A 24,953-nucleotide genomic window follows, 5' to 3' on the forward strand; every position below is an offset into this window, starting at 1 on the left:
CATCTGCCCATGATCCATATCCCGAAAGCGGAATACACCCGTCGCCGCAAGGCGCTCATGGCGCAGATGGAACCCAACAGCATCGCGATCCTGCCGGCCGCCGCCGTGGCCATCCGCAACCGTGATGTCGAGCACGTCTACCGCCAGGACAGCGACTTCCAGTACCTGAGCGGCTTCCCTGAACCTGAAGCTGTGATCGTGCTGATGCCCGGTCGCCAGCATGGCGAGTACGTGCTGTTCTGCCGCGAGCGCAACGTCGAACGCGAACTGTGGGACGGCCTTCGCGCCGGCACCGAAGGCGCCATTCGCGACTTTGGTGCTGACGATGCGTTCCCCATCACCGATATCGACGACATCCTGCCCGGCCTGATCGAAGGCCGCGACCGGGTGTATTCGGCCATGGGCAGCAACGCCGAATTCGACCGGCATCTGATGGAGTGGATCAACGTGATCCGTTCCAAGGCGCACCTGGGCGCCCAGCCGCCGAACGAATTTGTTGCCCTGGATCATCTGCTCCACGACATGCGCCTGTATAAATCGGCGGCAGAAGTGAAGGTGATGCGCGAGGCTGCGCGAATTTCCTGTGCGGCCCACGTCAAGGCGATGCAGGCCAGCCGCGCGGGGCTGTATGAGTTCAGCCTCGAAGCCGAGCTGGATTACGAGTTCCGCAAGGGCGGCGCGAAGATGCCGGCCTATGGCTCCATCGTCGCCGCCGGGCGCAACAGCTGCATCCTGCACTACCAGCAGAATGACGCGCTGCTCAAGGACGGCGATCTGGTGTTGATCGACGCCGGTTGCGAGATCGACTGCTACGCCAGCGATATCACGCGCACGTGGCCGGTCAGCGGCAAGTTTTCGCCCGAACAAAAGGCGATCTATGAAATTGTGCTGGCCTCCCAGGAAGCCGCCTTCGCCCAGATTGCACCGAACAAACATTGGAACCAGGCCCACGAGGCGACCGTGCAGGTCATCACCGCCGGGCTGGTGAAGTTGGGGCTGTTGCAAGGTAACGTCGACGAGTTGATCGCCAGCGAAGCCTACCGTGCCTTTTATATGCACCGCGCCGGCCACTGGCTGGGCATGGATGTGCACGATGTGGGCGAATACAAAGTGGGCGGTGAATGGCGAGTGCTGGAAGTGGGCATGGCCTTGACCGTGGAGCCGGGGATTTATATTTCGCCGGACAACCAGAACGTGGCAAAGAAATGGCGTGGCATTGGCGTACGCATCGAGGATGACGTGGTAGTGACCAAGCAAGGCTGTGAAATTCTGACCGGTGGTGTGCCTAAAACTGTCGCTGAGATCGAAGCGCTGATGGCGGCTGCCCGATGAGCCGGGTCAACCTGGCGATTATCGGTGGTGGCCTGGTGGGCGCCAGCCTGGCGTTGGCCTTGCAGGCCGGCGCCAAGGCGCGGGGTTGGAAGATCGTGCTGATCGAGCCATTTGCCCCAGGCGACACTTACCAACCGAGCTACGATGCACGTTCTTCGGCGTTGTCTTACGGTGCCCGTCAGATCTATCAGCGCCTGGGTGTGTGGCAGGACATCTCCCGCCGCGCCGAGCCGATCAAGCAGATCCACGTGTCTGACCGTGGGCGTTTCTCGACTGCGCGCTTGTCCGCCATGGAGGAGGGCGTGCCGGCCCTCGGCTATGTGGTGGAAAACGCCTGGCTCGGACAGTGCCTGTGGCAAGGCCTGGACAAAGAGGTGGTGAGTTGGCGCTGCCCGGCGGAAGTCACGCGTATGGAGCCGCTGCCCGACGGCTATCGCCTGACCCTCAACGATGAAACCGTACTGGAATGCGACCTTGCGGTATTGGCCGACGGTGGTCGCTCCGGTTTGCGCGAGCAGTTAGGTATTGGCGTGAAAACCCGCCCGTACAACCAGAGCGCGCTGATCGCCAACATCACCCCCAGCGAAGCCCACAACGGCGAGGCCTTCGAGCGCTTTACCGATGAAGGCCCGATGGCCCTGTTGCCGTTGCCGGACAACCGCTGCGCGCTGGTATGGACGCGCATCGGCATGGACGCCCAGCGTTTGGCCAACCTCGACGAGCGCAGTTTCTTGAGCGAACTGCAGGGCGTGTTCGGCTATCGCCTGGGCACCCTCAAGCAAGTCGGCGCACGGCACCTGTACCCGCTGACGCTGGTGGAGGCCGAAGAACAAGTGCGCTCGCACCTGGCGATCCTCGGCAATGCCGCCCACAGCCTGCACCCGATTGCCGGGCAGGGGTTCAACCTGTCCCTGCGCGATGCCAATGCCTTGGCCGAAGCCTTGTTGGCCGGGCCGCAGGTGCCGGGAGACTTGGCGACCTTGCAGCGCTACCGCGAAAGCCAGCACCTGGACCAGAAGCTCACAGTGGGCTTCTCCGATCAAGTCACACGCCTGTTTGGCAGTGCCCAGCCGTTAGTGGCTTTGGGCCGCAACATGGGCCTGCTTGGCCTGGACCTGCTACCGCCGGCCAAACGCTGGTTCGCCCGTCAGGCCATGGGCTTGGGTACGCGCCCCGATGCGTAAGTGGTTGATCCAACGTTTGGGTAAAGCGCGGCTGTTGCGTTGGGTCATGACCCTTTATCCGCCTTATCTCGGGGCGGGGATAAGCGTGCAGCACATGAGCGCTGACTTTCGTCATGTCAAAGTGCGCATGGGCTTGGGCTGGTACAACCGTAATTACGTCGGCACGCAATTTGGCGGCAGCCTGTATTCGATGGTTGACCCGTTCTACATGTTGCTGTTGATGGAGAACCTGGGCCGCGACTACATCGTGTGGGACAAGGCCGCGAGCATCGACTTTGTGTCGCCGGGCAAAGGCCCGGTGTACGCCGAGTTCTCCATCGACGACGCCTTGCTGGACGAGATTCGCCGGCAAACCGAAGGTGGCGAGAAGTACCTGCCCCACCTCAAGGTCGAGATTCATGACGGCTCCGGCACCCTGGTGGCGCGGGTCGACAAAATCCTTTACGTGCGGCGCAAGCCGCCAGCAAAGCAGGCTTAAAGCATGGACATGCGCGCAGATGTGCTGATTGTCGGGGCCGGAATGGTCGGAAGCGCCCTGGCGCTCGCGTTGCAGGGCAGTGGCCTGCAGGTGCTGCTGCTCGACGGCAGCCCGCTGAGCGTCAAGCCATTTGACCGTGAGGCTGCCTTCGAGCCACGGGTGAGCGCCTTGTCGGCCGCGAGCCAGCGCATCCTTGAGCGCCTCGGCGTGTGGGATGGCATTGTATCGCGGCGCGCCAGCCCTTATGGCGAGATGCAAGTGTGGGACGGCAGCGGCACCGGGCAGATCCACTTCTCGGCGGCCAGTGTGCACGCCGAAGTGCTCGGGCATATCGTCGAGAACCGCGTGGTTCAGGACGCTCTGCTCGACCGCCTGCATGACTGCGACCTGGGCCTGCTGGCCAACGCCCGCCTGGAACAGATGCGCCGCTCCGGCGATGACTGGCTGCTGACCCTTGCCGACGGCCGCACATTGCGTGCACCGCTGGTGGTCGCCGCCGATGGCGCCAACTCCGCCGTACGCCGCCTGACCGGCACTGCGACCCGCGAGTGGGATTACTTGCATAACGCCATTGTCACCAGCGTTCGCAGCAGCCAGCCCCACCAGCGCACGGCGTGGCAGCGCTTTACCGACACTGGCCCGCTGGCGTTTCTGCCATTGGTGCGCGAGGGGCAGGAAGACTGGTGCTCGATCGTCTGGTCCACCACACCGGCCGAATCCGAGCGCCTGATGGCGCTGGACGACGAAAACTTCTGCCGTGAGCTGGAGCGCGCCTTTGAAGGGCGGCTCGGCACGGTGCTCAGCGCCGATCCACGTGTGTGCGTGCCATTGCGCCAACGACACGCCAAACGCTACGTGGCAGAAGGCCTGGCGTTGATCGGCGACGCGGCCCACGTGATCCACCCGTTGGCGGGGCAGGGCGTAAACCTGGGTTTCCTCGATGCGGCGGTGCTGGCCGAGGTGCTGCTGGCAGCCACTGAACGTGGTGAGCGCCTGGCTGATGTGAAAGTATTGAGCCGCTACGAACGTCGGCGCATGCCGCATAACCTGGCGCTGATGGCGGCTATGGAAGGGTTTGAGCGCCTGTTCCAGGCCGACCAGTTGCCATTACGCTGGCTGCGCAACGCCGGGCTGAAAATGGTCGACCAGATGCCCGAAGCCAAGGCCATCTTCGTCCGCCAGGCCTTGGGCCTGACCGGCGACCTCCCGGAGCTGGCCAAACCCTGAGGGCGCCTGAGTACCCTGTGGGAGCCGGGCTTGCCCGCGATGGGGCCATTGGCCCCAGCACAAATCCCAGCCATGCAACATCTCGTAACGCCTCCACCAAGCGCTACCAAATGTGAGTCCTTATCATTTGCCCTCTTTTTGCAAATGAGAGACCGCACCCATGTTGGCACCCAAGCGCCTCCTGACTGCCCTGGCACTCACCCTTATCGGCAGCACCACCGTGCAGGCAGCCGACGAAGTCGTGGTCTACTCCTCGCGCATCGACGAACTGATCAAGCCGGTGTTCGACGCCTACACCAAAAAGACCGGCGTGCAGGTGAAGTTCATCACCGACAAGGAAGCCCCGCTGATGCAGCGCATCAAAGCCGAAGGCGAGAACGCCACCGCCGACCTGTTGCTCACCGTCGACGCCGGCAACCTTTGGCAGGCTGAGCAAATGGGCATCCTGCAGCCGTTCATCTCGGCGGTGATCGACAAGAATATTCCGTTGCAATATCGCTCCTCTAACCACGCCTGGACCGGCTTGAGCCTGCGTGCACGGACCATCGCCTATTCCACCGACCGGGTAAAACCCGGTGACCTGACCACTTACGAAGCCCTGGCCGACAAGCAATGGGAAGGCCGCTTGTGCCTGCGCACGGCGAAGAAGGTCTACAACCAGTCGCTGACCGCCACCCTGATCGAAACCCATGGCGCGGCCAAAACCGAGGAAATCGTCAAAGGCTGGGTCAACAACCTGTCCACCGACGTGTTCTCCGACGACATCGCCGTGCTGGAGGCGATCAACGCCGGGCAATGCGACGTGGGCATCGTCAACACCTACTACTACGGCCGCCTGCACAAGCAGAAGCCAGACCTGGCGGTAAAACTGTTCTGGCCGAACCAGGGCGACCGTGGTGTGCACGTGAACCTGTCGGGCATTGGCCTGACTAAGCACGCGCCGCATCCGGAAGCGGCCAAGGCATTGGTCGAGTGGATGACCACGCCTGAGGCACAGCAGATCTTTGCCGATGTGAACCAGGAGTTCCCGGCCAACCCGGCGGTGCCGCCATCAGCAGAAGTGGCGACCTGGGGCAAGTTCGTGGCTGACACCTTGCCGGTGGAAGTGGCAGGCAAGCGCCAGGCTGAGGCTATCCGCCTGATGGATCGCGCCGGCTGGAACTAACTACAATTTGCAGGCAAGCGCCGAACTAAATGTGGGAGCTGGCTTGTGTGGGAGCTGGCTTGCCTGCGATAGCAGCACCTCGGTGTGTCAGTTACACCTGGGTGATGCTATCGCAGGCAAGCCAGCTCCCACATTGCGTTGTATTCAACTTGAATTTTTTACCACCCTGAGAGCTAGCCCTTGGCCCACCCCGCCCAACGCCGCTGGTACCTGCCGGTCTTCAGCGTCGCCGCCCTGGTGCTGTTGCCGCTGAGTGTGCTGTTGCTGTCCTGGCAAAGCATTGATGCGCAAATCTGGTCGCACCTGTGGGACACCCAGATGCCGCGCCTGATGGGCAATACCCTTACTTTGGTGCTGGGCGTCGGTGTGGGTGTGACCCTGCTGGGCGTGAGCCTGGCCTGGTTGACCAGCCTCTGCGAGTTTCCTGGGCGGCGCTGGCTCGATTGGGCCTTGATGCTGCCTTTTGCCATTCCCGCCTACGTACTGGCCTTTGTGTTTGTCGGCCTGCTGGATTTCGCTGGCCCGGTGCAAAGCCTGCTGCGTGATTGGTTCGGCACCGGCCTGCGGCTGCCGCGGGTGCGCTCCACCAGCGGCGTGATTATCGTGTTGGTGCTGGTGTTCTACCCCTACGTCTACCTGCTGGCGCGCACGGCGTTTATTGCCCAGGGCAAAGGGCTGATGGAGGCGGCACGTGTGCTCGGGCAATCGCCCTGGCAAGCGTTCTGGCGCGTCGCGCTGCCCATGGCACGGCCGGCGATTGGTGCCGGCGTGGCCCTGGCCTTGATGGAAACCCTGGCGGATTTCGGCGCGGTCTCGGTGTTCAATTTCGACACCTTCACCACCGCCATCTACAAGACCTGGTACGGCTTTTTCAGCCTTTCCAGCGCTGCCCAACTGGCCAGCCTGTTGCTGCTGGTGGTGATGCTGGTGCTGTACGGCGAACGGCGAGCCCGCGGTGCCAGCCGCCCAAGCAACGAGCGGCCACGGGGCCAGGCGTTGTATCACTTGCGAGGGTTCAAGGCGGCAGCGGCCAGCACGTGGTGCGGGTTGGTGTTCGCCTGCGCCTTTGTCATCCCCATGCTGCAACTGGTCGCCTGGTTCTGGCAGCGCGGCCGCTTCGACCTGGATGAGCGCTACACCGGCCTGATCGTTCACACCCTTTACTTAGGCGGTATCGCGGCGCTGATCACGGTCAGCGTGGCGTTGATACTCGCCTTCGCCAACCGGCTGGCGCCGACACGGGCGATTCGCTCTGGTATCAGCCTGGCTAACGTCGGCTATGCCTTGCCGGGTTCGGTGCTGGCGGTGTCGATCATGTTGGCATTCAGCTACTTGGACCGAGAGCTGGTGGTACCGCTCTCGGGGTGGCTCGGCGGCGCGGGCAAACCCTTGCTGCTTGGCAGCCTGTCGGCACTGGTGCTGGCCTATCTGGTGCGCTTTCTGGCGGTGGCCTACGGGCCGTTGGAAAACAGCCTGGCGCGAATCCGCCCGTCGTTGCCGGAAGCGGCACGCAGTCTCGGGGTAAGCGGGCCACGACTGTTTTGCAAAGTGTATCTGCCGTTATTGCTGCCGGGCACGTTGAGCGCAGCGTTGCTGGTGTTCGTCGATGTGCTCAAGGAAATGCCCGCAACTTTGCTGATGCGCCCATTTGGCTGGGACACCCTGGCGGTTCGCATCTTTGAAATGACCAGTGAAGGCGAATGGGCGCGAGCCTCGTTGCCGGCGCTGACCCTCGTACTGGTGGGGTTACTGCCGGTCATCGGCTTGATCCGACGCTCTGCGCGGCAAATCGGTTAGGTGCCAGTCCTACGGCTTGCGGCTACAATGCGCGGCATTCGGTGCGCTTCGTCTTTCGGAGCGAGTCGCTGGGCGTGGCTGCAGGCCTTGTAATTCAAGGTGTTCAGCGCAAACAGCAGCTCCGCGCACCTTCGCCAAGCCCGGAAGGAGAAACCCATGGGACAGCGTACGCCTCTGTATGACCTGCATCTCGCCCTCGGCGCGAAAATGGTCGATTTTGGCGGTTGGGATATGCCTCTGCACTACGGCTCGCAAGTTGAAGAACACCATCAGGTGCGACGCGACTGCGGGGTGTTCGATGTATCTCATATGACCGTGATCGATGTCACCGGCCCTCAGGCCAAGGACTGGCTCCAGCACCTGCTGGCCAATGATGTCGATCGTTTGCATGGCTGCGGCCGTGCGCTCTACAGCGCCATGCTCAATGAGCAGGGCGGCGTGGTGGACGACATGATCGTCTACCGCACCGAAGCCGGTTACCGGTTGGTGGTCAACGCAGCCACCCGCGACCAGGATATGGCCTGGATGCAGGCGCAACTGGGCAACTATTCGGTGCAACTGCAGGAGCGGCCCGAGTTGGCCATGCTCGCCATTCAGGGTCCCCATGCCCGGCAGAAAATCGCCGAACTGGTCACCCAGTCGCGCAGCAACCTGATTCATCAACTCAAGCCCTTTGAAGGCCAGGCGGACGGTGACTGGTTTATCGCCCGTACCGGATATACCGGTGAAGACGGCCTGGAAATAGTCCTGCCTGCCGATCAGGCGCCAGGCTTTTTCAACGACCTGGTCGGCGCGGGTATTTCACCCATTGGTCTTGGCGCCCGCGATACCCTGCGCCTGGAAGCCGGCATGAACCTGTATGGTCAGGATATCCACCAGGATGTTTCGCCCTTGGCGGCTAACATGGCCTGGAGCATTGCCTGGGAACCCGCCGGTCGCAACTTCATTGGTCGCAGCGCGCTGCAAGCAGAGTTAGCGGCGGGTGTGCAGTACAAATTGGTCGGGCTGGTACTGGAGGAGCGTGGGGTTTTGCGCGCTCACCAAGTGGTTCGTATCGCCAATGTTGGCGAAGGAGAGATCACCAGTGGTAGTTTCTCTCCTACGCTGAGCAAATCCATTGCCCTGGCGCGCGTACCGACGGCCACCGCCGATCGGGCCGAAGTGGAAATCCGCGGCAAGTGGTACCCGGTTCGAGTGGTCAAGCCGACCTTCGTACGCCATGGCAAAACCTTGATCTAACTATTTCCGGCAGGCCGAAGGCCGCTGACATTTCTTCTTGAGGACACAGATTATGAGCGATATCCCAGCTGACCTGCGTTTTGCCGAAAGTCACGAATGGGCCCGTCTGGAAGCCGACGGCACTGTGACCGTCGGGATTTCCGACCATGCACAGGAAGCGTTGGGTGATGTGGTGTTTGTTGAGCTGGCGGAAGTTGGCGCCCAGTTTGAAGCTGAAGGCCAGGCTGGCGTGGTTGAGTCGGTGAAGGCTGCTTCGGATATCTACGCCCCGATTGCTGGCGAAGTGATTGCCGTCAACGAGGAACTGAGTGGCAGCCCTGAGCTGTTGAACACCGACCCTTACGGCGCCTGGATCTTCAAGCTCAAGCCAAGCAACCCGGCCGATCTGGAAAAACTGCTGGATGCTGCGGGTTACAAAGCTGCCATCGGCGAGTAAACACGACACAAATCAATGTGGGAGCAGGCAAGCCAGCTCCCACAGTTGATTGTTGCAAGCCAACGCTTTTTTGTTTAACCCGCTTTCAATACCGCTTTAACCGCCGCAACCGACCGCTCTACGTCCGCCTCTGTCATCGCCGTGAACATCGGCAACGACACGATCAAACGCCCAACACGCTCCGACACCGGGAACATGCCTTCCTTGAAACCCTGTGCCCGATACAGGCTCAGCAGGTGGATCGGCGGGTAGTGATAGCCAATGCCGACGCCATGCGCCTGCATCTGTTCCATGAAGGTGGCGCGTGCCGGCTTGCCATCCTGACGCTCCGGCAATACCAGTTGGAACAGGTGCCAGTTGCTGTTTTCGAAGTCTGCCGGTGGCAGTTGTGCGCCGTATTGCGCTTCGAAATCACTGCCGAAGCATTTGAAGTAGTGGCGCGCCAGGTTCTGGCGATGGGCAGTGATCTTCTCGATATGAGCGAACTGGCCCAGGCCGATGGCTGCGGCAATGTCGGTCATGTTGAACTTGCCGCCCAACACATCTACGTCCAGGCCATCGAAACCCGTGCGGGTAACGCCCTGCAAGCGATATTTCTCGGCCAGGCGGGCTTCTTCGGCATTGTTCAATACCAGGCAACCGCCCTCGGAAGAGGTGATGTTCTTGTTGGCCTGGAAGCTGAAGGATACAAAGTCGCCGGTTGCGCCAATGCGTTCGCCATCCCAGCTGGAACCCAGTGCCTGGGCGGCGTCTTCGACGATACGCAGGTTGTACTTGTTGGCCAGTGCATACAGCATCGGCATGTCCAGGGGCAGGCCCGCCAGGTACACCGGAATGATCGCCTTGGTACGTGGGGTGATTGCAGCTTCTACTTGGGCCAGGTCGATATTGCGGGTTACCGGGTCGATATCGGCAAATACCGGCGTGGCACCGACTTCCAGGATCACGTTGGCAGTGGCGACCCAGGAGATCGGCGTGGTGATGACTTCGTCCCCTGGGCCAATCCCGGCGATGCGCAAAGCAATTTCCATGGTGCAGGTGCCGGAGTTGAACGTCCGCACCGGCCGGCCGCCAAAGTATTCCGACAGCTGTGCTTCGAACGCCTGCACTTTTGGCCCGCTGGTGATCCAGCCCGAGCGCAGTACATCGCCGACCGCCGAGATGGTGGCTTCATCAATGGTAGGTTTGGAAAACGGCAGAAAGGGCTGTTGGCTCATAACGACGAAGGCATCCGTTTCAGATAGGCGATGAGTAATAAACGTATCAGTACCGCATGGTTGCACGGTTCGACTGAATATAGCCTGTCACACGTGAATGAATCGTCATGTTACGAGCAAAAAAATGCCGCTCCCAAAGAGCGGCATTTTTTATGGGCGCTTTACTCGGTCACAGCGTTTTTCGCGAGGATAGCGTTGGCCAATTCCATATCGGTGGCCTTGAGGCCTGGGTTGTCAGCGCGGACTTTCTGCATGGCGGCTTCCAGGTATGGACCGCGGATGCCGCCGTCGCTGGCAACAAAGCTGCCTGCGTCGTCTTGGGCGGCAACCACCAGCTTGTGGTCCTTGAAGGTCAGGTACGTCGAGCCGGTAGTAGCGCCCGATGAAATGACATTACGCCAAAAGCTGTCGGCCATGGCTGAACCGACAGGAAGGGAAAGCACAGCGAGGGTTGCGACAGCATATTTGAAACGCATGATGGGTGACTCCGACTGGGTTATCTGAACAGTTTGATTGTAGTTAGCTCAGTCGAGTTCCATCACTGACTAAACAGTTTCGACCTGTAAAACCACGCCGTCCTGACCAATGACACGTACTTGAGCGCCTATCGGGGTATCCGGGCCAGTGGCCATCCACACGCCATCACCGACTTTTATCTTGCCCCGGCCATCGACGATGGCCTGGTGCACCACAAACGTGCGGCCAACCAGCTCCGAGCCACGCATGTTCAGCCCCGGCTGGTCGCTGACCTTGGCGCTACTGCGTTGGCGTTTCCACCAATAGACGGCGGTCAAAATCGACAGCACGGCGAACAGCAGCAGTTGCCATTCCAACCCCAGCGGCGGCACCACGAACTTGATCACGCCTACAGCGGCAGCGGCGATGCCCATCCACAGCAGGTAACCGCCGGCGCCGAACACTTCAAGAATCAACAGCACCGTGCCCAGTGCCAGCCAATCCCAGAACGACAGATGCTGCAGGAATTCCCACATGGCAGTTGCCTCAGCCTTTCTTGTTGTCGAAGGTTGCCTTGACGATTTCGCCGATGCCACCGACGGCGCCAATTACCTGGCTGGCTTCCAGCGGCATCAGGATGACTTTGCTGTTGTTGGCCGATGCCAGCTTGCCCAGGGCATCGATGTATTTTTGCGCGACGAAGTAGTTAACCGCCTGCACGTTGCCCGACGCGATGGCCTCGGAGACCACTTGTGTGGCACGGGCTTCGGCCTCGGCCTGACGCTCACGGGCTTCGGACTCCAGGAAAGCCGCCTGGCGACTGCCCTCGGCCTCAAGGATTTGCGCCTGTTTTTTACCTTCGGCCGTCAGGATCGCCGATGCCCGCAGGCCTTCGGCTTCCAGGATCTGCGCACGCTTGATCCGCTCGGCTTTCATCTGGCCGGACATGGCGGCCATCAGGTCGGCAGGCGGGCTGATGTCCTTGATCTCGATGCGGGTGATCTTGATGCCCCACGGCGCCGTGGCTTCATCCACGGTACGCAGCAGTTTTTCGTTGATGCCGTCACGCTGGCTCAGCATGGCATCCAGCTCCATGGAGCCAAGCACGGTGCGGATGTTGGTTTGCAGCAGGTTGCGGATGGCGTGCTCGAGGTTATTGACCTCGTAGGCGGCCTGGGCGGTGTTGACCACCTGGAAGAAGCACACGGCGTCGATCTGCACGGTGGCGTTGTCGGCGGTGATCACTTCCTGCGGTGGAATATCCAGCACGCTTTCCATCACGTTTATCTTGCGACCGATGCGGTCCATGATCGGAATAATGATGTTGAGGCCGGGCTTGAGTGTGTTGGTGTAGCGGCCGAAACGCTCGACAGTCCACTGGTAGCCCTGGGGCACCACTTTAAAGCCCATGAACAGGATGGCAACGGCCAAACCCACGAAAAGAAGCAGTACGGTTCCGATCTGCATAGCGATTCCCTATCTGATGGTGTCAGTGATGCGACGTGTGGCCGATTGTAACGGCCCAGTCACGGATAAGGACGGTTTCACGGGCCAACAATCAAATCATTTGTTTCTGAATCCCCAGGCGTTACCCGTAATACCTCTGCCAGGGTGGTCAGCCCGGCGTTCACTTTGTCGATACCAGCCATGCGCAGGCTGCGCATGCCTTGCTCCACTGAGGCCCGGCGTAGAGCCTGCACGTCGGCACCTGGGGTGATCAGCGCCTTGAACGCCTCGCTCATCGGCATGATTTCGTAGAGCCCGGCGCGGCCTCGATAACCACTTTCGCGGCATTCTGCACAGCCGACAGCTTCATGCGCGGTGCCCGGCGCGCCCACCGCGCGTTTGCAGTGAGGGCATAAAAGCCGCACCAAACGCTGCGCCATCACCCCTATAAGGGTAGCCTTGATCAAATAATGAGCAATGCCAAGCTCCTGCAACCGGCTGATGGCGCTGGGCGCATCATTGGTGTGCAGCGTCGACAGCACCAGATGCCCGGTCAATGCGGCCTGAATCGCCATTTCTGCGGTTTCCCGGTCACGGATCTCACCGATCATGATGATGTCCGGGTCCTGGCGCAGCAGGGCGCGGACGCCGCTGGCGAAGGTCAGGTCGATGTTGTGTTGCACCTGCATCTGGTTGAAGGCCGGTTCAATCATTTCAATCGGGTCCTCTACCGTGCACAGGTTGACCTCGCGGGTTGCCAGTTGCTTGAGCGTGGCGTAGAGGGTGCTGGTCTTGCCGGAGCCGGTTGGCCCGGTGACGAGGATGATGCCGTTGGCCTGGCCGGTCATGGCGTGCCAGCGTTGTTGGTCGTCATCTGACAAACCAAGCTGGTCAAAATTTTTCAGCAGCACCTGTGGGTCGAAAATCCGCATCACCAGTTTTTCACCAAACGCTGTTGGCAAAGTCGAAAGGCGCAGTTCCACCTCTATGCCCGCCGGGCTTTTGGTCTTGACCCGGCCGTCCTGGGGTTTGCGTTTTTCCGCGACGTTCATCCGACCCAGGCTCTTGAGGCGGCTGACCACCGCCATCGTGACCTGAGGCGGAAACTGATACACATCGTGCAGCAGCCCGTCGATGCGAAAACGCACGCGGCCTTGGTCGCGACAGGGTTCGACATGGATATCACTGGCCCGCTGCCCAAAGGCGTACTGCAACAGCCAGTCGACGATAGTGACGATATGCGCGTCATTGGCATCCGGCTCCTGATCGCTGGCGCCGAGGCTGAGCAGTTCGACATTGCCGGCCACCGTCGCCTTTTGATCGGCGCCGCTGACGGATTTGGCCAAGCGGTAGAACTCGCCGATGCAGCGCTCAATAGCCTTGGGGTTGGCGACCACGCGCTTGATCGAGCGCTTGAGCACCTGTGCCAACCCGGCTTCCCAGTCGCGGACATGGGGCTGGGCGCTGGCGACGGTGACGGTCTGCGCATCCACGGCCACCGCCAGGATCCCGTGGCGCTGCGCAAAGGCGTGGGACATCAATGGCACTACCGTTGCCACGTCTATCTTGAGCGGGTCGATACGCAGATAAGGCTGCCCGACCTGCGTGGCCAGCCATTGCGTCAAGGTTTCCAGGCACAGCCCGTGGGCTGCGATGGATGCCAGAGGGTGTTGCTGGGTAGCGGGCGCCGCCGCCAGTGAATGTGCCACCTCTGCGGTTATCAGCCCTTGCTCGACCAGCGTCGGCAGCAACTGATGCAGTTCCAGGCGGTGAGTGTGCAAGGCGGTAGGCATGGGCATTTCCTGGCAGGCGTCGGGTGTAAACCCAGGCTAGCCTGCCCCCGAACATCCACCTTCCCATGAGTATTGCCGGCTTTTACAGGCTGGCCGCCGTCATCGCTGCAGGCCGCAGAGAGTCAGCTCGCCACACTTCCAGCGAGCAGACGCTGATCAGGTTTCTAATCTTTTCACCGATCACCTGGGCGCGGTGCCAGCTCAAACCGTCCATGACGATATCAATGTTCAACAGGTCGTCTTCACGGCTCACATTGACCTGTTGCGGGGTCAGGAACTGCAAAGCGAAATAGTTGAGCACCCGGCACAGCACGTCCGGCTCGGCCTCGGCGACGATCTGATAATGCGCCTGGCAATGGGCGCTGTTGACAGCCCAGGCGTCGACGCGTGCGGGAGTGTGGGTGGTTTCGACGGCGTGCATGCTGACTCTCCAAATTCGACTGGAGAAATTTTTACATTCGCGGGCGGAGATTTCTTATCTAAGATGGGTTCTATCTGCGATTTATTGAATAGATCAATTCAGGATAAGCACATTCAAAGGTATTTTTATGCACAGTGAGTTGGACGCCTACGACCGCCGTATCCTGGCGCTGCTGCAAGAGGATGCTTCGCTGTCCAGTGCTCAGATCGCCGAACAGGTGGGCCTGTCCCAGTCGCCGTGCTGGCGGCGTATCCAGCGGCTCAAGGAGGAAGGGGTGATTCGCGGCCAGGTCACATTGCTGGACCGCAAGAAGATCGGCCTTAACACGCAGATTTTTGCCGAGGTCAAACTCAACGCCCACGGCCGTTCCAACTTCACCGAGTTCACCGAAGCGATTCGCGGGTTTCCGGAAGTGCTGGAGTGTTATGTGCTGATGGGTGCGGTGGATTTTCTGCTGCGCATCGTCACCTCGGACATCGAGGCGTATGAGCGGTTTTTCTTCGAGAAGCTGTCGATGGTGCCGGGGATTCAGGAGGTGAACTCGATCGTGGCTTTATCGGAGATCAAGTCCACCACCAGCCTGCCAGTCTTGCGTTGATAAGGCCTGCCTCATCGCGGCATAGGTATCTACACAACCGGTTAGTGGCCAGTGGGCTGTTGTGGCGAGCAGGCTTGTCCTGCGTTGGGCCGCGAAGCAGCCCCAAACCCAGACACTGAGTTCTTTCAGGAAAATTGCAGTGCCTTTACAGGGGCCGCTTCGCGGCCCAACGCAGGACAAGTCTGCTCGCCACAGGAGAAATCGGCTGCCTTCAGAAGTTGTGTAGATACCTATGCTCATCGCGGGCAAGCCCGGCTCCCACATTGGAATGCATTCCCCTGTGGGAGCGGGCTTGCCCGCGATAGCGATCTTACAGGCGCAGCAGGGTCTTCCAGGCCCGGTTCTGATACACCGCAATCGCCTGATGCATGCGCGCATCCAGCGATTCATCGGTGATCGGCTGGTTGGCCAGCAACGCCAGCTTGTTCAGCTCGCCGTACAAGCGGTCCAGCTCCGGGATGTCCACCACCTGGCGTGCGTGGTGCAGCCAGGCCTGGATGCGCTCGATGCGCGGCAGTTGCTCGGCCAGGTCTTCCGGTTGCTGCTGGTAGCGCGGCAGTTGCAGGGCGACGGCGTCGTCAGCCAGCAGGCGTGGCAGCCAGTTGGTGATTTGCGCGGCGCCCTGGCGGTTGCCACGCACATTGCGGTCGGTGGTCCAGGCGCGGGCCAGCAGCCAGCGCGAGGTGTTCAGCGAGAACAGGCCCCAGCGCACGTCTTCGAGTTCTTCGGCGAACTGTTCCGGCGCGGCTTTGCGGATGTCTTCATCGTCATCGCCAGCCTGTACCAGTGGGCGCCAGTCTTCCAGCAGTGCGTCCAGTGCACTGCGCAGTTCGCTGGTGGATTGACGCGGCGCGGCCTGGCCGAGGCTGCCGACCAGGGCGCGCAGTTCGCCGAGGTTGTCGACCCAGTCCTGCAGCAGACGCCAATGACCGTTGAAACGGTATTGCTCAGCCAGACGCTGGCTGCTGCCCAACAGGTGCCACATGATTGCGGCGAAGGCGTCGTCCAACGGCATTTCGGCGTGGATCTGCGGGGCTGGCAGGCTCAGCGAGTAGCTGCTGGCGTCGTACAGGCGGTAGCCGCGCTCGGCCTTGCTGATATCGCACGGCATCAGCGCCAGGGTCGCGGCCAGTTCGGCGGCCAGTTCCAGCAGGGCAGCCGGTTCGCCTTCGCGCAGTTCCAGTTCCAGCTCGCAGATTTCTTCTTTCTGCTTGCCGACCACCACATGGCCCAGGTCCAGGGCGGCTTCGATCACCACCTTGGCCTTGCCACGGCCCCAAGCGATTTCGGCGCGCTCACGCACGAAATCGGTGGTGAAGATTGGCTTGAGGGTCTTTTTGTCCAGCTCGGCCAATTGCTCGGGCCAGCACTCGCCGTCGAGTTTCTTCACATCGAGCTTGGCTTTGGGCAGGTCCCAGTTGTATTCATTGCGTTCCGACAAGCCGGCGACGCTTTGGCCGCGGGTCTTGAGGGTCTGGATGATGTCGTCACCGTCCTTGCGCAGGCGCAGGGCGACTTTGGCCTGGGCCAGGTCGCGTTCAGGGGTGTCGAAGTACTGGTTCATCAACTCACGGCGTTCCCAGCCACTTTTGTTGCGTTTTTTCAGTAGCGGGTGCTCACGCAGCGCGGCGAGGGTTTCGCGGCTGACGCGGAGCTTGATTTCGGTTTCTTTCTGCATGGCCGGAAAATCCAGGATCGGGAGCGCAGCCGGGGAAATGTGTGGCTGCCAAGGTCGTGCAGTGTACAGGACTGAGCCCGGCAACGTGCCGCAACGGTTTATTGTGTCGTGCAGATGGTTCTATAGTGGGGCTCATCCGGGAAGTTGAGAGGCTGCGCATGCCGTTACCGTCCATGAAAGAGCAATTCGCCGCGCTGATTGCCGCGCCGTCGGTCAGTTGCACCCAAGCGTCTCTCGACCAGACCAACCGCCCGGTCATCGATCTGCTCGCCAGTTGGCTGGGCGACCTGGGTTTTGCCATCGATATCCAGCAAGTCAGCCCCGGCAAGTTCAACTTGCTCGCCAGTTTCGGCAGTGGCCCCGGCGGGCTGGTGCTGGCCGGGCATAGCGATACCGTGCCGTATGACGCCGCGCTGTGGAAGACCGATCCGCTTAAGCTGACGGAAGTCGACGGCCGCTGGGTAGGCTTGGGCAGCTGCGACATGAAGGGTTTTTTTGCCCTGGCCATCGAAGCCGTGCTGCCCTTGCTGGATCAGCCGTTCAAGCAACCTTTGCTGATCCTCGCCACCTGCGATGAAGAAAGCTCGATGTCCGGTGCTCGTGCACTGGCCGAGGCCGGGCGCCCGTTGGGCCGTGCGGCGGTGATTGGTGAGCCGACGGGGCTCAAGCCGATCCGCCTGCACAAAGGCGTGATGATGGAGCGCATCGATATTCTGGGCCAAAGCGGCCATTCGTCGGACCCAAGCCTGGGTCATAGCGCCCTTGAAGCCATGCACGACGCTATTGGCGAACTGCGTGGCCTGCGCCTGGCCTGGCAGCGTGAGTACCGCAACCCGCAATTCAGCGTGCCGCAACCGACCATGAACTTTGGTTGTATTCACGGTGGCGACAACCCCAACCGCATCTGCGGCCAATGCTCGCTGGAATTCGACCTGCGGCCGTTGCCGGGCATGGACCCGCAGGTACTGCGCGCCGCCATTCGTCAGAAGCTCGAACCCTTGGCGGAGCGTCATAAAGTCAAGATCGACTACGCACCGTTGTTCCCCGAAGTGCCGCCGTTCGAGCAGGCCGAAGATGCCGAGCTGGTGCGGGTGGCGGAACGATTGACCGGTCATCGTGCGCAAGCAGTAGCGTTCGGCACCGAAGCGCCTTATCTTCAGCGCCTTGGTTGTGAAACCCTGGTGCTCGGCCCTGGCGATATCGCCTGTGCTCACCAACCGGGCGAGTACCTCGAAATGTCACGCTTGACGCCTACAGTGCGTCTATTGCGGGAACTGATCGAGCATTACTGCCTGAAACCTGCATAAATTAACCCCTGCCTATTCGTACATAGAAGGAGAGCGAGCGTGTCGCCAAGCCTGTTCCGACGATAACCATCAGCCCGCTGTGCGCTTTCACGATTCATCCTTTTTTGGCTGCTTTTTATTACAGGCCCAGGTTTTATGCCCGAATACGTCAATTGGCTTCGTCACGCTTCGCCTTACATCAACGCCCACCGCGACTGCACCTTTGTGGTCATGCTGCCCGGCGATGGCGTGGATCACCCTAACTTCGGCAATATCGTCCACGACCTGGTGCTGCTCCACAGCCTGGGTGTGCGGCTGGTGCTGGTGCACGGTTCGCGCCCGCAGATTGAAACCCGCCTTGAAGCACGCGGCCTCACCCCGGCTTACCACGAAGGTTTGCGCATCACTGATGCGGCGACCCTGGAATGCGTGATCGACGCGGTCGGGCATCTGCGCATTGCTATCGAGGCGCGCCTGTCCATGGACATGGCCTCGTCGCCGATGCAGGGCTCGCGCTTGCGCGTGGCCAGCGGCAATCTGGTAACAGCGCGCCCGATCGGTGTACTCGAAGGCGTGGACTACCACCATACCGGCGAAGTGCGCCGGGTCGACCGCAAAGGCATCAATCGCCTGCTGGACGAGCGGTCCATCGTGCTGCTGTCGCCATTGGGTTATTCGCCCACCGGCGAGATCTTCAACCTGGCCTGCGAAGACGTCGCCACCCGCGCCGCCATCGACCTGGGCGCCGACAAGCTGCTGCTGTTTGGTGCCGACCTCGGTTTGCTCGATGAGCATGGTCGCCTGGTGCGTGAGTTGCGCCCGCAACAAGTGCCGGCGCACCTGCAGCGGCTGGGTAACAACTATCAGGCTGAGTTGCTGGATGCCGCCGCCGAGGCTTGCCGTGGCGGAGTAGGGCGCAGCCATATCGTCAGTTATGCCGAAGACGGCGCGTTGCTCACCGAGCTGTTCACCCGCGACGGTGGCGGCACGTTGGTGGCCCAGGAGCAATTCGAACTGGTGCGTGAAGCGGCGATTGAAGACGTCGGTGGCTTGCTCGACCTGATCAGCCCGCTGGAAGAGCAGGGCATTCTGGTGCGGCGTTCGCGTGAGGTGTTGGAGCGTGAGATCGAGCAGTTCAGCGTGGTCGAGCGCGAAGGCATGATCATCGCTTGTGCGGCGTTGTATCAGATCGCCGATTCGGATGCCGGTGAGCTGGCGTGCCTGGCGGTCAACCCGGAGTATCGCCACGGCGCACGCGGTGATGTATTGCTGGAGCGCATCGAGACCCGCGCGCGGGCCCAGGGTTTGAAAACGTTGTTCGTGCTTACCACCCGTACCGCCCACTGGTTCCGTGAGCGCGGCTTTGAGCCGAGCAGCGTGGACCGCCTGCCGTCGGCACGGGCCTCGCTGTACAACTATCAGCGTAATTCGAAGATTTTCGAGAAGGCCCTCTAGCTAAGACCAAGGGCTGGCTTATGTGGGAGCTGGCTTGCCTGCGATGCGGGCACCTCGGTCTGTCAGGTAAACCGAGGTGATGCAATCGCAGGCAAGCCAGCTCCCACAGGGGACTGCATTTATTCTTTGATGAATTTATCGGTCACAAAGGCCGAGTAATCCGGCAGCACCGTTTCGACCTTCCCCTGTTCCTTCAAAAACTTCGCCGTCTCCCCAATCGCCTTCGCGGTGCCGCCTTTAAGCAGTGCCTCGGTCTGCTGTGCCTGGGCATCCGGGAAGGTGGTGCCGGCCAACAGTTCAGGAATATCGGCGGCATTCGCACCTGTCAATTTGGCGATTTTTTGCACAGGTTCGGAATCGACGGTCCAGCGGTCTTTATGGGCCGCATAGTCAGCAAACGAATCCAGCGTGACCTTGGCAAACTTGGCCACTACGTCAGGATGTTTTTGCGCGAAATCCTTGCGCGCCACCCACACTTCGAACGTCGGCGCGCCCCACTGACCTACCTGGGCCGCGTCGGTCAGGGTTTTTCCGGTCTTGCGGATCTCCCCCAGCGCCGGTGACCACACGAACGCGCCGTCAATATCGCCACGTTTCCACGCGGCGGCGATTTCTGCCGGTTGCAGGTTCACCACTTTGACTTTTTGAGTGTCCAGGCCTCAGTGCTTCAGCGCACCGAGCAGGCTGTAATGGGAGGTCGAAACGAACGGGGTGGCGATGGTTTTACCCACCAGGTCTGCGGGTTTGTCGATGCCACTGCCGTTGCGTACCACCAGGGCTTCAGAAGTGTTGATCTGCGCCGATACGATAAACGCCACGATCGGTAGATTACGTGACGCCGCTGCTGCAAGGGGGCTGGAACCGAGATTGCCGATCTGCACATCGCCGGAGGCGATAGCGGTGATCACTTCAGGGCCGCTGTTGAAACGGCGCCAGGCGATGTTCTCGCCGATGGCCTTTTCATAGAGGCCGTCAGCCTGGGGGACTTTGCTGGGGTCGATGCCGGTTTGATAGCCGATGGTCAAATCGGCGGCTTTGACACCAAAAGAAAGTATTAGTGACACAAAAACTGTAACAAATTGACGGGAGGATGTGCGTTTGGCCATGATGGCGTCGCCTTTTTGATCGTGGGTGACGTATGCAACAGTACGATCACACTAATCGATCTAAAAAAAGGCTGGTAAATACCCTTTAGGAATTAGCTTATGGAGCGGTTGATCTATGCTGATCGACTCACTGCCTGCTGAGGCTTATTCCTGAATCGTATGAAAAAGAATGAAACAATTCTTTTTGGGTGTATGAAAAACTCATTACCCTGCAGGGACCAAATCAACTGCGGTTAGACGAAGGTAGTAGACACACAAGGTTACGATTGACTTGGTAGTCACTATCTGGCGCTAATCGCGCATCTGTGGATCGAGGGCGTCAGACCCGAGACCAAAGAAATACAAAAATTAGAAATGAGAGGAGCGGTACATGAAGAAGTCCACCTTGGCGTTGGCTGTGACCCTGGGCGCAATCGCTCAGCAAGCAGGCGCTGCCGGTTTCATCGAAGACAGTAAGGCCACACTGGGCCTGCGTAACTTCTACATCAACACGGATAACCGTGATGGTGCTGCAGACCCGTCCAGGAACGAAGAATGGGGCCAAGGCTTCGATCTGCGGTTCATTTCGGGCTATACCCAAGGCACGGTTCAGTTCGGCGTTGATGCAATCGGCCTGTACGGCGTGCGCCTCGATTCTGGCCGCGGCACCAGCGGTAACATCACCGGTACTTCGTCCGGCGGTACTGTGTTCCCAAGCGACGGCAATCGCGCGGTCAACGATTTCGCCAGCCTCGGTGTGACCGGTAAGGTGAAGATCTCCCAAACCGAACTGAAACTGGGTACGTTGCAGCCTAAGCTGCCAGTTATCGTGACCAACGATGGTCGTATGCTGCCGCAGACCTTCCAGGGTGGCCAGATCACTACCAACGACATCAAGGATTTGACCCTGGTTGCCGGTCAGATTGAGCATGCCAAAGGCCGTAACTCCAGCAACAACGAAGGTTTGTCGCTGGGTGGTGCCAACGGTGGCTCGAACTACACCGCAGGCAAGTTCGTCAACAAGTTCTACTATGCCGGTGGTGACTACAAGCTCACCAAAGATCTGACCGCACAGTACTACTACGGCAACCTGGAAGACTTCTACAAGCAGCACTTCCTGGGTCTGACCCATAACTGGTCGATCGGCCCGGGCGTATTGAAGTCTGACCTGCGTTATTTCAACAGTTCTGACGACGGCCTGAACGGTAATACGGCTGCCTACTACACCAGCGGTAACTACAACGGTTTCCGTGCCGGTAAGGGTAAAGTCGACAACAACCTGTACAGCGGCCTTTTCCTGTACTCCGTGGCCGGCCACACCTTTGGTGGCGGTTACCAAGTCAGCAATGGCAGCAGCGACTTCCCTTGGCTGAACCAAGGTGACGGCTCGTCGGCTTACATCACTACCGACATGCAGATCCAGAAGTTCGCCCGTGCTGGCGAGCGTACCTGGCAAGCTCGTTACGCTTATGACTTCGCCAAGGTTGGCGTACCTGGCCTGACGGCTGGTGTTGTGTACCTCAAAGGTAGCAACATCGACACCATCGCGAACACTAACGCACGTACTGAAACCACTGGCCAGTCCGAGTGGGAACGCGACATCACCGTTGCCTACGTGATTCCAGAAGGCCCGCTGAAAAACCTCGGCGTTGCCTGGAAAAACGCGATGTGGCGTACCGACCTGGCGAACACCCGTTCCCAGGACGAAAACCGTCTGATCGTCAGCTACTCGCTGCCACTGTTCTAGTAGTGTGAAGCTGTTGTAAGACTGTAAACCTTGCCCGGCGCAATGCCGGGCAAGGTGTTTTGCGTTTCAAGTCGGGCTCAACCCCCGCAAGCCCTTCCTGAATCCCCTCTTTGTACAGCGTCTCAAGGCCTTCTCGAACCTTGTGATGGATGTTGATCCTCGCCCGTTCCCAAGTCCAATGAACAGATTTTTAATATTCATTTATCGTCTAAATAAATCGATATTTATTCTTTTTAAATAATTCCTAACCCATGCACAGTGGGCTCCATAAGCACTCATCAGGAGCCACACCATGAGCCTACGATTGGGCGACATCGCCCCCGACTTTGAACAGGATTCCAGCGCCGGCAAGATTCGTTTCCACGAATGGCTGGGCGATAGCTGGGGCGTGTTGTTTTCCCATCCGGCCGACTTCACTCCGGTGTGCACCACGGAGCTGGGCTTTACCGCCAAGCTCAAAGACGAATTTGCCAAGCGTGGCGTCAAGGCCATTGCCCTGTCGGTCGACCCGGTGGACTCGCACCACAAGTGGATCGAAGACATCAACGAAACCCAGAACACCGTCGTCAACTTCCCGATCCTGGCCGATGCCGATCGCAAGGTGTCGGACCTCTACGACCTGATCCACCCGAATGCCAGTGACACGCTCACCGTGCGTTCCTTGTTCGTGATCGACCCGAACAAGAAGATCCGCCTGACCATCACTTACCCGGCCAGCACCGGTCGTAACTTCCACGAAATCCTGCGGGTCATCGACTCGTTGCAACTGACCGACAACCACAAGGTCGCCACGCCCGCCAACTGGCAGGACGGCGATGAAGTGGTGATTGTGCCGTCGCTCAAGGACGAGGAAGAGATCAAGCAGCGCTTTCCGAAGGGCTACCGTGCGGTGAAACCGTACTTGCGGCTAACCCCACAGCCTAACCGTTAACGCAGAACTAAATGTGGGAGCGGGCTTGCTCGCGAAAGCGGTGTGTCATTCAAAGATGCATCAACTGAAAGTCAGCATTCGCGAGCAAGCCCGCTCCCACATTTGTCGGTATTTCCAGTCTCACATAGCAGGGGTTTTCAGGCCGTTTCGACGGCCTTTTTTTTCGCCTTGAGATTATTCGACGGCATATGCATTTATAGAATAAACAAATGAAAAAATAAGATTTTAAGATATATAAATATGCTGATAGGGTCTGTTCCATCTTGGCGACATCGCCACCCAGCGAACCGCCGACACTTGCCCAAGGAATACCTGCATGCTGGTCGTAACACTTGGAGGCAGCCCCAGCCAGCGTTCGCGCTCCGGGGTCTTGCTGGAAAAAACCCGTCAGTGGCTGCAAGACAAAGGCGTGGAAGTGGTGAGTTATCAGATACGGGACTTCCCCGCCGAAGACTTGCTGCACGCCCGCTTCGACAGCCCCAAAGTCATCGATCTGTTGCAGCAAATCGCCAATGCCGACGGCCTGGTCATCGCCACGCCGGTGTACAAGGCCTCGTTTTCCGGCGCGCTGAAAACCGTACTCGACCTGCTGCCCGAGCGCGCCCTGGCCCACAAGATCGTGTTGCCAATGGCCACCGGCGGCAGCATCGCCCACATGCTGGCGGTGGACTACGCCTTGAAGCCGGTGCTCTCGGCCCTCAAGGCCCAGGAACTGCTCCACGGCATCTTTGCCGAAGACAGCCAGATCGCTTACGCCGAAGGCAGTGCCCAGGCGCAACTGGTGCCGGTGCTTGAGCAGCGACTGCACGAGGCCCTCGAGACGCTGTATGGCGCCATGGCCCGTCGCCCCAAACCGCTGGACCCCAATGTGTTGAATGAACGTTTGTTGAGTGCTCGCTGGAGCATTTAAGCCGTACCGAATTTTGTAGTACTCACCTTACTCAGCCGCCAACGGCCAAGCAGGTGCAGCCAACCCCCTCATCGCATTATTTGGAGAGAGCGCCATGCGCACTGTCATCTTGCGTCGTGGTCTGGTCGCACTGTTTGCTGCGGCTGTGTCCTTCGGCGCCATTGTTCAAGCCCAGGCCGCCGAGACGTTGCGGATCGGTTATCAGAAGTACGGCACGCTGGTGCTGCTCAAAGCCAAGGGCTCGCTGGAAAAACGCCTGGCCGCCCAGGGCGTGCAAGTGCAATGGACCGAATTCCCCGGTGGCCCGCAGTTGCTCGAAGGCCTGAACGTCGGTGCGATCGACTTTGGTGTCACCGGCGAAACGCCGCCCGTGTTCGCCCAGGCGGCGGGTGCAGATTTGCTCTACGTCGCCTATGAGCCACCCGCGCCGACCAGTGAAGCGATCCTGGTGCCCAAGGATTCGACGATCAAATCGGTGGCCGAGCTCAAGGGCAAGAAAATCGTGCTCAACAAAGGCTCCAACGTGCACTACCTGTTGGTACGTGCCCTGGAAGATGCCGGCCTCAAATACACCGACGTGCACACCATCTTCCTGCCACCCGCCGATGCCCGCGCCGCGTTCGAGCGTGGCAGCGTCGATGCCTGGGTGATCTGGGACCCGTACCAGGCAGCCGCCGAGAAACAACTGCAAGCGCGCACCCTGCGTGACGGCACCGGCATTGCCGACAACCACCAGTTCTACCTGGCCACCAAGCCCTACGCCACGCAGCACCCGGACGTGATCAAGGCGCTGGTGGAAGAAGTGCGCGCAGTGGGCGAATGGTCCAAGGCCAACCCTCAGGAAGTAACCGAACAAGTCGCGCCACTGCTCGGCTTGCCGGCGGACATCACCCTGACCTCGGTCAAGCGCCAAGGCTACGGCGCGCTGTTCCTGACCCCGGAAGTGGTCGCCGCCCAGCAGAAAATCGCCGACACCTTCTACCAGCTCAAATTGATCCCCAAACCCTTGAGCATCAAGGACGTGATCTGGACTCCATCCGCCGCCGTCGCCAAAGCGCCGTAATCCGACTTC

At 60.1% G+C, this 24,953-nt stretch carries 22 protein-coding genes and 1 pseudogene; 15 read left to right on the forward strand and 8 right to left on the reverse strand.

The window, feature by feature from the left end; translation table 11 throughout:
• Positions 1-9 precede the first annotated feature (9 nt).
• The 8 genes from pepP (at position 10) to gcvH (ending at position 8,858) form a co-directional block, all read left to right on the forward strand.
• Complete coding sequence (gene pepP / locus GIW28_RS01325; RefSeq protein WP_017135269.1) at positions 10-1,332, forward strand: Xaa-Pro aminopeptidase; 1,323 nt, start codon at positions 10-12, stop codon at positions 1,330-1,332.
• Positions 1,329-2,516, forward strand: coding sequence for a 2-octaprenyl-6-methoxyphenyl hydroxylase (ubiH, locus tag GIW28_RS01330; RefSeq protein ID WP_099550295.1), 1,188 nt, complete (start codon positions 1,329-1,331; stop codon positions 2,514-2,516). The genes pepP and ubiH overlap by 4 nt, the downstream gene beginning before the upstream one ends.
• Positions 2,509-2,994, forward strand: coding sequence for a DUF4442 domain-containing protein (locus GIW28_RS01335; RefSeq protein ID WP_236446026.1), 486 nt, complete (start codon positions 2,509-2,511; stop codon positions 2,992-2,994). Before ubiH ends, GIW28_RS01335 begins: the two co-directional genes overlap by 8 nt.
• A gap of 9 nt (positions 2,995-3,003) precedes the next feature.
• A complete protein-coding gene (locus GIW28_RS01340) occupies positions 3,004-4,221 on the forward strand; it encodes a 2-octaprenyl-3-methyl-6-methoxy-1,4-benzoquinol hydroxylase (protein ID WP_171045819.1) in 1,218 nt (405 codons plus the stop codon).
• Positions 4,222-4,381: 160 nt separating this feature from the next.
• Positions 4,382-5,386, forward strand: coding sequence for an extracellular solute-binding protein (locus GIW28_RS01345; protein ID WP_236446024.1), 1,005 nt, complete (start codon positions 4,382-4,384; stop codon positions 5,384-5,386).
• 180 nt (positions 5,387-5,566) lie between these two features.
• Positions 5,567-7,183 carry an ABC transporter permease gene (locus GIW28_RS01350; RefSeq protein WP_017135274.1) on the forward strand — a complete coding sequence of 539 codons (1,617 nt, stop codon included), beginning with the start codon at positions 5,567-5,569 and terminating at the stop codon, positions 7,181-7,183.
• A gap of 156 nt (positions 7,184-7,339) precedes the next feature.
• Positions 7,340-8,422 (forward strand): glycine cleavage system aminomethyltransferase GcvT, encoded by a 1,083-nt coding sequence (gene gcvT / locus GIW28_RS01355; protein WP_017135275.1) that lies wholly within the window; start codon positions 7,340-7,342, stop codon positions 8,420-8,422.
• Positions 8,423-8,474: 52 nt separating this feature from the next.
• On the forward strand, positions 8,475-8,858 hold the full coding sequence (gene gcvH, locus GIW28_RS01360) for a glycine cleavage system protein GcvH (RefSeq protein ID WP_017135276.1): 384 nt from the start codon (positions 8,475-8,477) through the stop codon (positions 8,856-8,858).
• A gap of 74 nt (positions 8,859-8,932) precedes the next feature.
• On the opposite strand, the gene GIW28_RS01365 is transcribed toward gcvH, so the two are convergent.
• From GIW28_RS01365 to GIW28_RS01390, 6 genes are all read right to left on the reverse strand, one after another.
• On the reverse strand, positions 8,933-10,075 hold the full coding sequence (locus tag GIW28_RS01365; protein WP_056860748.1) for a DegT/DnrJ/EryC1/StrS family aminotransferase: 1,143 nt from the start codon (positions 10,073-10,075) through the stop codon (positions 8,933-8,935).
• A gap of 161 nt (positions 10,076-10,236) precedes the next feature.
• Positions 10,237-10,551: a DUF2388 domain-containing protein gene (locus GIW28_RS01370; protein ID WP_017135278.1), complete on the reverse strand. Its 315-nt coding sequence runs from the start codon at positions 10,549-10,551 to the stop codon at positions 10,237-10,239.
• A gap of 69 nt (positions 10,552-10,620) precedes the next feature.
• Entirely contained in the window at positions 10,621-11,067 is a 447-nt protein-coding gene (locus GIW28_RS01375) for an NfeD family protein (RefSeq protein ID WP_017135279.1), read from the reverse strand.
• Positions 11,068-11,077: 10 nt separating this feature from the next.
• A complete protein-coding gene (locus tag GIW28_RS01380; RefSeq protein ID WP_017135280.1) occupies positions 11,078-11,998 on the reverse strand; it encodes an SPFH domain-containing protein in 921 nt (306 codons plus the stop codon).
• A 77-nt stretch (positions 11,999-12,075) separates the two neighbouring features.
• Positions 12,076-13,770 (reverse strand): GspE/PulE family protein, encoded by a 1,695-nt coding sequence (locus GIW28_RS01385; RefSeq protein WP_017135281.1) that lies wholly within the window; start codon positions 13,768-13,770, stop codon positions 12,076-12,078.
• A gap of 82 nt (positions 13,771-13,852) precedes the next feature.
• On the reverse strand, positions 13,853-14,191 hold the full coding sequence (locus GIW28_RS01390) for a hypothetical protein (RefSeq protein ID WP_017135282.1): 339 nt from the start codon (positions 14,189-14,191) through the stop codon (positions 13,853-13,855).
• Positions 14,192-14,318: 127 nt separating this feature from the next.
• Between GIW28_RS01390 and GIW28_RS01395 the strand changes: the two genes are divergently transcribed.
• On the forward strand, positions 14,319-14,789 hold the full coding sequence (locus GIW28_RS01395; protein ID WP_003195279.1) for an Lrp/AsnC family transcriptional regulator: 471 nt from the start codon (positions 14,319-14,321) through the stop codon (positions 14,787-14,789).
• Positions 14,790-15,099: 310 nt separating this feature from the next.
• On the opposite strand, the gene GIW28_RS01400 is transcribed toward GIW28_RS01395, so the two are convergent.
• Positions 15,100-16,467 carry a CYTH domain-containing protein gene (locus GIW28_RS01400; RefSeq protein WP_099550300.1) on the reverse strand — a complete coding sequence of 456 codons (1,368 nt, stop codon included), beginning with the start codon at positions 16,465-16,467 and terminating at the stop codon, positions 15,100-15,102.
• Positions 16,468-16,625: 158 nt separating this feature from the next.
• On the opposite strand from GIW28_RS01400, the gene argE reads away from it, so the two are divergent.
• Together argE and argA are read left to right on the forward strand one after the other, a co-directional pair.
• The gene (argE, locus tag GIW28_RS01405) at positions 16,626-17,774 is read left to right on the forward strand and encodes an acetylornithine deacetylase (RefSeq protein ID WP_065931829.1); all 1,149 of its coding nucleotides are present in this window, start codon (positions 16,626-16,628) and stop codon (positions 17,772-17,774) included.
• A 135-nt stretch (positions 17,775-17,909) separates the two neighbouring features.
• Positions 17,910-19,208, forward strand: a complete 1,299-nt coding sequence (argA, locus tag GIW28_RS01410; protein ID WP_236446020.1) for an amino-acid N-acetyltransferase — start codon at positions 17,910-17,912, stop codon at positions 19,206-19,208.
• Positions 19,209-19,327: 119 nt separating this feature from the next.
• Here the strand turns inward: argA and tauA are convergent.
• A pseudogene (gene tauA / locus GIW28_RS01415) lies at positions 19,328-20,314 on the reverse strand (taurine ABC transporter substrate-binding protein).
• 370 nt (positions 20,315-20,684) lie between these two features.
• Between tauA and GIW28_RS01420 the strand changes: the two are divergent.
• From GIW28_RS01420 to GIW28_RS01435, 4 genes are all read left to right on the forward strand, one after another.
• Positions 20,685-22,040 (forward strand): OprD family porin, encoded by a 1,356-nt coding sequence (locus GIW28_RS01420; RefSeq protein WP_017139543.1) that lies wholly within the window; start codon positions 20,685-20,687, stop codon positions 22,038-22,040.
• A 292-nt stretch (positions 22,041-22,332) separates the two neighbouring features.
• Entirely contained in the window at positions 22,333-22,971 is a 639-nt protein-coding gene (locus GIW28_RS01425; RefSeq protein ID WP_099550302.1) for a peroxiredoxin, read from the forward strand.
• A gap of 316 nt (positions 22,972-23,287) precedes the next feature.
• Positions 23,288-23,881 (forward strand): NADPH-dependent FMN reductase, encoded by a 594-nt coding sequence (gene ssuE / locus GIW28_RS01430; RefSeq protein ID WP_056860738.1) that lies wholly within the window; start codon positions 23,288-23,290, stop codon positions 23,879-23,881.
• A gap of 94 nt (positions 23,882-23,975) precedes the next feature.
• On the forward strand, positions 23,976-24,944 hold the full coding sequence (locus GIW28_RS01435) for a sulfonate ABC transporter substrate-binding protein (RefSeq protein ID WP_017139540.1): 969 nt from the start codon (positions 23,976-23,978) through the stop codon (positions 24,942-24,944).
• Positions 24,945-24,953 lie beyond the last annotated feature (9 nt).

Origin of the sequence: Pseudomonas sp. PA-5-4B (genome assembly GCF_021606215.1) — a bacterium.
GTDB lineage: Bacteria > Pseudomonadota > Gammaproteobacteria > Pseudomonadales > Pseudomonadaceae > Aquipseudomonas > Aquipseudomonas edaphica.

Bases quoted from the DNA above. Each gene is read 5' to 3' on its own strand.
- pepP (WP_017135269.1), top strand. From the start codon at position 10: ATGATCCATATCCCGAAAGCGGAATACACCCGTCGCCGCAAGGCGCTC.
- ubiH (WP_099550295.1), top strand. From the start codon at position 1,329: ATGAGCCGGGTCAACCTGGCGATTATCGGTGGTGGCCTGGTGGGCGCC.
- GIW28_RS01335 (WP_236446026.1), top strand. From the start codon at position 2,509: ATGCGTAAGTGGTTGATCCAACGTTTGGGTAAAGCGCGGCTGTTGCGT.
- GIW28_RS01340 (WP_171045819.1), top strand. From the start codon at position 3,004: ATGCGCGCAGATGTGCTGATTGTCGGGGCCGGAATGGTCGGAAGCGCC.
- GIW28_RS01345 (WP_236446024.1), top strand. From the start codon at position 4,382: ATGTTGGCACCCAAGCGCCTCCTGACTGCCCTGGCACTCACCCTTATC.
- gcvT (WP_017135275.1), top strand. From the start codon at position 7,340: ATGGGACAGCGTACGCCTCTGTATGACCTGCATCTCGCCCTCGGCGCG.
- gcvH (WP_017135276.1), top strand. From the start codon at position 8,475: ATGAGCGATATCCCAGCTGACCTGCGTTTTGCCGAAAGTCACGAATGG.
- GIW28_RS01365 (WP_056860748.1), bottom strand. From the start codon at position 10,075: ATGAGCCAACAGCCCTTTCTGCCGTTTTCCAAACCTACCATTGATGAA.
- GIW28_RS01370 (WP_017135278.1), bottom strand. From the start codon at position 10,551: ATGCGTTTCAAATATGCTGTCGCAACCCTCGCTGTGCTTTCCCTTCCT.
- GIW28_RS01375 (WP_017135279.1), bottom strand. From the start codon at position 11,067: ATGTGGGAATTCCTGCAGCATCTGTCGTTCTGGGATTGGCTGGCACTG.
- GIW28_RS01380 (WP_017135280.1), bottom strand. From the start codon at position 11,998: ATGCAGATCGGAACCGTACTGCTTCTTTTCGTGGGTTTGGCCGTTGCC.
- GIW28_RS01385 (WP_017135281.1), bottom strand. From the start codon at position 13,770: ATGCCTACCGCCTTGCACACTCACCGCCTGGAACTGCATCAGTTGCTG.
- GIW28_RS01390 (WP_017135282.1), bottom strand. From the start codon at position 14,191: ATGCACGCCGTCGAAACCACCCACACTCCCGCACGCGTCGACGCCTGG.
- GIW28_RS01395 (WP_003195279.1), top strand. From the start codon at position 14,319: ATGCACAGTGAGTTGGACGCCTACGACCGCCGTATCCTGGCGCTGCTG.
- GIW28_RS01400 (WP_099550300.1), bottom strand. From the start codon at position 16,467: ATGCAGAAAGAAACCGAAATCAAGCTCCGCGTCAGCCGCGAAACCCTC.
- argE (WP_065931829.1), top strand. From the start codon at position 16,626: ATGCCGTTACCGTCCATGAAAGAGCAATTCGCCGCGCTGATTGCCGCG.
- argA (WP_236446020.1), top strand. From the start codon at position 17,910: ATGCCCGAATACGTCAATTGGCTTCGTCACGCTTCGCCTTACATCAAC.
- GIW28_RS01420 (WP_017139543.1), top strand. From the start codon at position 20,685: ATGAAGAAGTCCACCTTGGCGTTGGCTGTGACCCTGGGCGCAATCGCT.
- GIW28_RS01425 (WP_099550302.1), top strand. From the start codon at position 22,333: ATGAGCCTACGATTGGGCGACATCGCCCCCGACTTTGAACAGGATTCC.
- ssuE (WP_056860738.1), top strand. From the start codon at position 23,288: ATGCTGGTCGTAACACTTGGAGGCAGCCCCAGCCAGCGTTCGCGCTCC.
- GIW28_RS01435 (WP_017139540.1), top strand. From the start codon at position 23,976: ATGCGCACTGTCATCTTGCGTCGTGGTCTGGTCGCACTGTTTGCTGCG.